8 protein-coding genes are annotated in these 7,275 nt (G+C 55.0%); 7 read left to right on the plus strand and 1 reads right to left on the minus strand.

Translation table 11 applies throughout. The annotated features are described in order from the left end of the window. Window positions 1–53: 53 nt before the first annotated feature. From O0S10_RS09345 to O0S10_RS09360, 4 genes are read left to right on the plus strand one after another with little or no spacing between them, the layout of a single operon-like run. The gene (locus O0S10_RS09345) at window positions 54–233 is read left to right on the plus strand and encodes a hypothetical protein (protein WP_268923487.1); all 180 of its coding nucleotides are present in this window, start codon (window positions 54–56) and stop codon (window positions 231–233) included. Then, window positions 230–1,408: an aminotransferase class V-fold PLP-dependent enzyme gene (locus O0S10_RS09350; protein WP_268925611.1), complete on the plus strand. Its 1,179-nt coding sequence runs from the start codon at window positions 230–232 to the stop codon at window positions 1,406–1,408. The genes O0S10_RS09345 and O0S10_RS09350 overlap by 4 nt, the downstream gene beginning before the upstream one ends. Further along, the gene (locus O0S10_RS09355) at window positions 1,408–2,511 is read left to right on the plus strand and encodes a TIGR04084 family radical SAM/SPASM domain-containing protein (RefSeq protein WP_268925612.1); all 1,104 of its coding nucleotides are present in this window, start codon (window positions 1,408–1,410) and stop codon (window positions 2,509–2,511) included. Before O0S10_RS09350 ends, O0S10_RS09355 begins: the two co-directional genes overlap by 1 nt. Window positions 2,512–2,522: 11 nt before the next feature. Continuing rightward, window positions 2,523–3,359 carry a sulfite exporter TauE/SafE family protein gene (locus O0S10_RS09360; RefSeq protein ID WP_268925613.1) on the plus strand — a complete coding sequence of 279 codons (837 nt, stop codon included), beginning with the start codon at window positions 2,523–2,525 and terminating at the stop codon, window positions 3,357–3,359. Between the two features lie 67 nt (window positions 3,360–3,426). Here the strand turns inward: O0S10_RS09360 and O0S10_RS09365 are convergent, their stop codons facing one another. Next, a complete protein-coding gene (locus O0S10_RS09365) occupies window positions 3,427–3,612 on the minus strand; it encodes a CxxC-x17-CxxC domain-containing protein (RefSeq protein WP_268925614.1) in 186 nt (61 codons plus the stop codon). Between the two features lie 310 nt (window positions 3,613–3,922). Between O0S10_RS09365 and O0S10_RS09370 the strand changes: the two genes are divergently transcribed. The 3 genes from O0S10_RS09370 (at window position 3,923) to O0S10_RS09380 (ending at window position 7,081) form a co-directional block, all read left to right on the plus strand. Beyond that, complete coding sequence (locus tag O0S10_RS09370) at window positions 3,923–5,092, plus strand: molybdopterin oxidoreductase family protein (RefSeq protein WP_268925615.1); 1,170 nt, start codon at window positions 3,923–3,925, stop codon at window positions 5,090–5,092. A 2-nt stretch (window positions 5,093–5,094) separates the two neighbouring features. Beyond that, window positions 5,095–6,351, plus strand: coding sequence for a Coenzyme F420 hydrogenase/dehydrogenase, beta subunit C-terminal domain (locus O0S10_RS09375; RefSeq protein WP_268925616.1), 1,257 nt, complete (start codon window positions 5,095–5,097; stop codon window positions 6,349–6,351). Window positions 6,352–6,484: 133 nt separating this feature from the next. Beyond that, window positions 6,485–7,081 (plus strand): SLOG cluster 4 domain-containing protein, encoded by a 597-nt coding sequence (locus O0S10_RS09380; protein ID WP_268925617.1) that lies wholly within the window; start codon window positions 6,485–6,487, stop codon window positions 7,079–7,081. Window positions 7,082–7,275 lie beyond the last annotated feature (194 nt).

A 7,275-nucleotide genomic window follows, 5' to 3' on the forward strand; every position in this document is an offset into this window, starting at 1 on the left:
TTTTTCAGAGAATCGATACGTTATTTTATGCCGGCGTAGATGTTTTATGCATCATGTCACAGCGAGCCGCAGATGCTCTTTTTACTGCCCTGTTTTCGTTAACGGACGTCCGCGCTCTCCTTCGCGAGACTGCGCCGTCCCATGAATTCGATGAATCCCAGAAAGCAGCCGCAGCAAAGTCTCTTGCATCCGTCAAAAAACAGATTGCCATTCTTGAGGAGGAACTGTTATGAAATGCGCGGCAAATATTGATGCCCGCATGGTTGATGAGACGGCCATCAATCTGGATCCGATTCAGGTTGCCGGACGACTGACACCTGAGGCGATGAAAGCGATGATCGCCTGGGGAGACGGTTATTCGGTCTGCGATAACTGTAGAAAACCCTTCCGGCTGGACTATATCCAGAATCCGCCCTTAAAAGAGTTCCATGTGGAGCTTGCCGAGTGGCTGGGAATGGATCAGGCACGCACAGTGCCGGGCGCACGCAGGGCGTTCCAGCAGGTTGCAGGAACGTACGTGGAGAAAGGAGAGCCGGTGCTGATAGGCGCGCTTGCGCACTATACGTCGTATCTTTCTGTGGAAATTGTGCAGGGTGTGGTCCGGGAGATTCCCCGGACTGCTGACAATCACATCACCGCAGAGGCCGCTGCAAACCGGATCGAAGATGTCATCCGCGAGTTCGGGAAAGCACCGAAGCTGCTCTACATCGATCACGTGGACTACCAGTTCGGTAACATGCACGATGTTGCAGGCATTGCAAAGGTTGCACATCAGTACGATGTGCCGGTGCTCTACAACGGCGTCTATACGGTCGGCGTGATGCCGGTGAACGGTAAAAAACTCGGTGTTGATTTTGTGGTGGGTTCGGGCCACAAGAGTATGGCCTCGCCTGCGCCCTCGGGAGTACTGGCAGCGACCGAGGAGCGGGCCGAGGAGGTGTTTCGCACGACGAGGATGACTGGTGATCTGACCGGCAGGACGTTCGGGATCAAAGAAGTCGGTATTATCGGTTGTTCGCTGATGGGCGCGCCGATCGTCGGTATGCTTGCATCGTTCCCGAAGGTGAAGGCGCGGGTGGAACACTTTGATGAGGAGCTGGCAAACAGCAAAATTATTGTGGATGCGCTGAAGTCAATTGAGGGTACGAAGATTCTGTCTGAATATCCGAGAAAACACACGCTGACCCGTGTGGACACGACGGGGTCGTTTGATGTGGTTGCACAGACTCACAAAAAACGCGGATTTTTCCTTTCCAGTGCACTTGGGAAGAAAGGTATCACCGGTATTATTCCGGGCGCAACAAAGGTCTGGAAGTTCAACACCTATGGCATGACGAGAAAGCAGGCCGAGTACGTTGCCGACACTTATCTCGCGATTGCTGAGGAAAACGGTCTCCGGGTTGCGTAATGTTCTTTCATCTGATCGTAACCGACGACTGCAACCTCTGCTGTTCTTACTGCCGGGCAAAGATGTTTGAGGAGGAGGATCCGGCAGGCAGAACGCCAGGGACGATCGATGAGACGATTGCGGAGACGATTGCGTATCCACTGGAGGAGCTGTACCGGTTTCTTGCAAAAGATCCGGACTGTGTACTGACGTTTATCGGAGGAGAGCCGCTTTTGCGGGCTGATCTGGTGATGGAGATTATGGATCACGCGCCGGTCCGGCGGTTTATGCTGCAGACGAACGGGACACGGCTTTGTTCTCTGCCGGCTGCGTATGTGAACCGGTTTGAGACGATTCTGATCTCAATTGACGGGTGCCGGGAGCTGACCGATGGTCATCGCGGGGACGGTATCTATGATATGGTGCTGAACACTGCGGCGCTGATCCGCGGGCGCGGGTATTCGGGAGAGCTGATAGCCCGCATGACCGTTGCGGAGGACACGGATATTTATGCGGCGGTGCTGCATCTTGCCGAGCATTTCACGTCGATTCACTGGCAGATGGATGCGGACTTTACGGGGGATTATTCGCACCGCAGGTTTGCGGAGTGGAAAGAGTCCTACAACGACGGAGTCCGGCGGCTTGCGGCGGAGTGGGTCAGCCGGATTGAGGCGACGGGTGTTGTGCCGAAGTGGTATCCGTTCCTGTCAACGACTGAGGATCTGCTGACGGGAACGCCAAGCAGACTGCGGTGCGGGTCGGGGTACTCGAACTACAGTATTATGACGAATGGGTGGATTGCTCCCTGCCCGATTATGGTGGGGATGGCGGACTACTATGCGGGGCATATCCGGGATGCCGATCCGCTGCATCTGCCGGAGATTCCGATCGGAGAGCCGTGTCCGTCCTGTGAGATGTACGGGTTCTGCGGGGGAAGGTGCCTGTACTCAAATATTGTGCGTCCCTGGCGTGAGCATTATACGCTTGTCTGCGACACGGTACGCGTGCTGCACGATGCGCTCGCGGCGGAGCTGCCGCGCCTGAAACGTATGATGGCTGAAGGTCGTCTGGCGCAGACTGCGTTTTTGCATACGCGCTACAACGGCTGTGAGATTATTCCGTGAGGTGAGAGGTGATGGAGCCGGTTTTCTTTTGTCTGCTGATTGTTACCGGGTTATTTGCCGGGTTTATGTCAGGTCTCCTTGGTGTGGGCGGCGGGTTTATTTTTGCACCGGTGATGTATTTTGTGCTGAAGATGTCGGGTGTTGCTCCTGAGACGGCGATACTGGTGGCGTTCGGGACGAGTCTGTCGGTTGCGCTGCCAACGGTGCTGACGAGTGCGCTCGGTCATACGAGGAAAGGGAATGTGATCTGGCGTGATGCGGCGGTTATCGGGGTTGCAGGGATTGTGACGGGGTACCTCGGCGGGACAGTTGCGACGTATCTGCCTGTTGCAGTACTGACTTTTTTGTTCGGCCTGATGCTCGTGATTGGTGCGGTACGGATGGTAACGGTACTGCCGTCCGGTGATGCGCGGTCTCTGTCAACGCCTGCCGGCGTTGGTATTGGTGGTGCGGCAGGTTTTTTTTCCGGTCTTCTGGGCGTGGGCGGCGGGACAATTGTGGTGCCGCTTCTGACGATTGTGGGTAAGTATCAGATGCGGTATGCGGTGGCGACGTCTGCTGCGGCGATTGTGTTTATTACACTCGGTGGTATTGCGTCGTATCTGACAAACGGATTCTCGGCCGGTGTGGATCTGTCCTCGTACGGGTTTTATCTGATAGGTTATGTGGATCTGGTGGAGTGGACGATTCTTGCGGTAACGGCGGTGCCGATGGCGCTGATCGGGGTGAAGTATGCAAGCCGGTTTCCGGATAAGATGCTGCGGAGGCTGTTTGTGCTGCTGATGGTTGTTATTGCCCTGGATATGTTCGGGGTGTTTTCATTTGTCGGGGAAATTTTCGGGCTGTAACTGCCGTAAAATATATCAAAAAAGTCAGTGTCAAAGCGGAGGGTAAATCTCCGCTTTTGCTATTTCTTTAGTACCGGGGTGAACGCGGTGCTCTGTGCTTTGGGAGGCAGTCACGGCAATAAACTGGTCTACCCTCGGTTGGTTTGAACGGAACTTCGCACTCTTTGCCGCAGTCTGAACAGATTGCTTTGGTCATTTCGCGGGGCTCGTCGTTGTATTGGCGGGATCCGCCGTAGGAATTTCTTCTTTCCATTTTTTTTAACTCCATGAGCGGGCATAACTGCCACGCCCATGAGTCTGCACGCATGAAATCCGGGATATCCGGGGTTTCTGCGTAGATAACTCATGCAGACGAAACTGCAGGATAACATTGGTTGTGCATGGTTAAATAGCAATGTGTTGCTCTCTTCGTGCGCGCTGTCAATTGAATTCTGTAATTAAATTGTGTGGGTACATTTTACTTGGTTAATAATGCCATCGATAATCATCAAAAACTGGGAAAAACATGGTTAAGTTAACTTTAGGATTATATGCGGTGGTCATCGACCTTTGTATGAACAATCATGGAAATGGAATATGTAACTACCACCTGTCCCTATTGCGGGACGGGATGCGGCCTCAATCTTATTGTGGTGGACGGGAAAGCTGTCGGTGTAGCCCCGTATCATCGCTCGCCTGTTGGTTCGGGCAAACTCTGTACCCGTGGCCTGCACGCAGCGAAGGCACTTTCCGAGTGGCGGTTAGAAATGCCGCTTGTCAAAGGTGAGCCGGTTACCTGGGATGCAGCGATTGCTGAGGCGAAAAAGCTTGCAGCTTATCCGGGGGATGAGATTGCGGTTGCGATCTCGTCCCGCCTGACAAATGAAGCAATGTTTCTTGCAGTAGGATACGCCCGCAATGTGCTGGGTGCTGCAAATATCGGGGTTGTTTCCGGCGGATGCGGTGCATCTGCTGTGAAGATTGCCGATCTTGCGAAGGCGGATGTTGTTCTGATGATCGGTGATGTGATGAAGAGCCTGCCGGTTACGGGCAACAAGCTTTATCGTGTGCAGGCAAACGGGGGCAGACTGCTGTACCTGGGACCTGAATCCTATACTGCGGTCCAGGCGGATACAGCGGTTATTGTAGACGAGTACACGGAGATTCCGGCTGAGTTTTCCGAAGCGGTTGCGGCAGCTGCAAATTCGGTTGTTCTGTATCTTGCCGGGGATGCGGCAGCGGCTGCGCTCGCTGCCGCCCTTCCGGCGAAGACTGCGGTTTTGTATGAGACGAACAATGGCCGTGGTGCTGCGGCTCTTGGTCTTGGCCGGTTTGCGTTCGGTGAGAAGACCAAGGCTCTGTTCGTCATTACTGAGACGCCGGAGCGCGAGGAGGATATTTATGCAGACCTGATGCCGTATCTGGAGAAGCTTGAGATGGTTGTTGCGATCGGCAGTAATGCGACGTATCTTTCTGATTCTGCGACGGTTGTGCTCCCGTCGGCTGCGTTAAACGAGTATCCGGGGACGGTTACCAGCTGGGAGGGGCGTGTCCAGAAAGTACGGGCTGCATCCGCAGCACCGGAGGGGGTGAAATGCCCGTGTGAGATTATTTGTCTGCTTTCTGATGGTACGTACGCCTGGGAGGATAAAGCTGCAATTTTCGCAGATCTTGCGGCGGCGGTTCCGGTGTATGCGGGTATTGTCTATGAGGAGATTGATAGGCCCGATGGCGCATTTATCGGGGAGGACTGAGTATGACAGTAAAAGGCGATATGGTGTATGCATGGACGACGTCCTGCGATATTCATGGTGAGTGCGGCGGTGCGGTTACTGCCCTGCTGCAGTATGCACTTTCGAGTGGTATGGTTGATGCGGTTCTTGCGGTTTGCCGGGGTGCGGATCTGTATGATGCAAAACTTGAGCTGATCACGGATCCGGCACAGATGCCGAAGTCGGCAGGGTCGCTCCACTGCGGAACGCTGCTGTCGGCAAAGATGGTGAAGAAGTATCTCGGCGGGGCCCGCGAGATGAAGATCGCGGTGCCGGTGAAGGGTTGTGATGCGATGGCGTTCTATGAACTTGCGAAGCGTCAGCAGATCAATCTGGATAATGTGATTTTGATTGGTTTGAACTGTGGGGGGACGGTTTCTCCGATGGTTGCCCGCGAGATGATTGCAGACAAGTATGCGGTACATCCGGATGCGGTCTTTAAGGAGGAGATCGATAAGGGTCAGTTCATTATTGAGTACACTGATGAGGGGGGTGCGCACCAGCACAAGGGGATCTCTATTGAGGTGCTTGAGGAGGGGCCTGAGGGGTACGGCCGCCGTCAGAATTGTCAGCGTTGTAAATGCAAGGTGCCGCGCCAGGCGGATCTTGCCTGCGGTAACTGGGGTGTTATTGGTGAGAAGGCAGGGAAAGCGACGTTTGTGGAGGTTTGTTCGGAGAAGGGTGCGGCGCTTCTTGATGCGGCGGTGAGTGCCGGGGCGGTTGCGGTCTGTGCTCCTGAGCCGAAGGGTCTTGAGATCCGCGGGAAGGTGGAGAGTGCGATGCTGAAGCTTGGGGATAAGAACCGCGCCCACCAGTTTGGCGAGCTGGGTGAGGGACGCGAGCGGCTGGAGAGGATTATGCGGCTGTCTTCCCGCTGTATTGCCTGCCGTGCCTGTATTGAGAATTGTCCGATCTGCTATTGTGTGGAGTGTTCGACGGCAAAGCCGCATCTGGTGCGGCCCGGTCAGGTTCCGCCGGATTTTATGTTCCATTTAATCCGGTTTGCCCATATTGCGGATTCCTGTATTAACTGCGGGCAGTGTCAGGAGTTGTGTCCGATGGATATTCCGAATGCGCTGTTTATGCATGCGCAGCAGGTTGAGCTGGAGAAGATGTTCGGTCACAGGCCGGGTTATGATATGACGATGCCGGTGCTTGCGTTTGCGGAGGAGATGGATGAACGCGCCCGGCTGAGTGCAACGGGTTCGGATATGATCTTTGACAATGTGTTTAACGAGTAGATGAGGAGACTGCCGTTTCCATCAGGGTAGAGTTTCGGAACTTTTCCTTTTTTTGCGTGCGATCTGTAACGGGTGTTGTATTTTTTCTTTCATTATGCGATACTTCTTCTTTTCCGCCGTCCAATCAACTTCTATGAAGAGAAGGCCGATTGTTGCGGTAATCGGTGACGGGTTTCTTCCGCCGGATTCGGAGAAGGGACGGTTTGCCGAGGGTCTGGGTGAGGCACTTGTTACGGCGGGATACCGGGTAATCTGCGGGGGTCTCGGCGGTGTCATGGAGGCTGCTGCCCGCGGGGCGCACCGGTCCCCGTGGTATTGTGATGGGGATGTTATCGGGGTTCTGCCGGGTTGTACGCCGGATGCGGCGAATGCGTTTGTTGATATTCCGATTGCAACGGGACTGGATCATGCACGCAATTTTATTGTGGCGAATAGTGATGCGGTGGTTGCGGTCGGCGGGGGGTCGGGGACGCTGTCGGAGTTGTCGTATGCGTGGATTATGCGGCGGCTTATTCTGGCGTATCGGGTTCCGCATCCGGCGGGGACGGCTGATACGTTTGCGGACTGGAGCGGGGTTGTTGCGGATAAGCGGCTTGATGATAAGGGCCGGTGTCCGGAGGTTCCGGAGGATCGGATTTTCGGGGTGGATACGCCGGAGGAGGCGGTTGTTTTGCTTGCGGAGTGGTTGCCGCGGTACGGCGGGCGTCCGCCGTGTGCAGGAAGACGGTGAGCGGGTGTCCGGGGGGAAAAAAGAGGGGCGGGGTTTTTAGTTCCGGTCTTCGTTTGCGGTTGTGTTGTGGGTTCTGTCAAGCCATCTGTCGGCCCATGCGTAGAGGGGCGGTGCGAGGATGAGTGCGGCAAACGCGAGACCGTTTGCGGCGATGCCGATGATAAGGATGGTGGTGATAGTGTCCATAGTGCTGT

The organism is Methanocorpusculum petauri, from assembly GCF_026891975.1.
Lineage (GTDB): Archaea > Halobacteriota > Methanomicrobia > Methanomicrobiales > Methanocorpusculaceae > Methanocorpusculum > Methanocorpusculum petauri.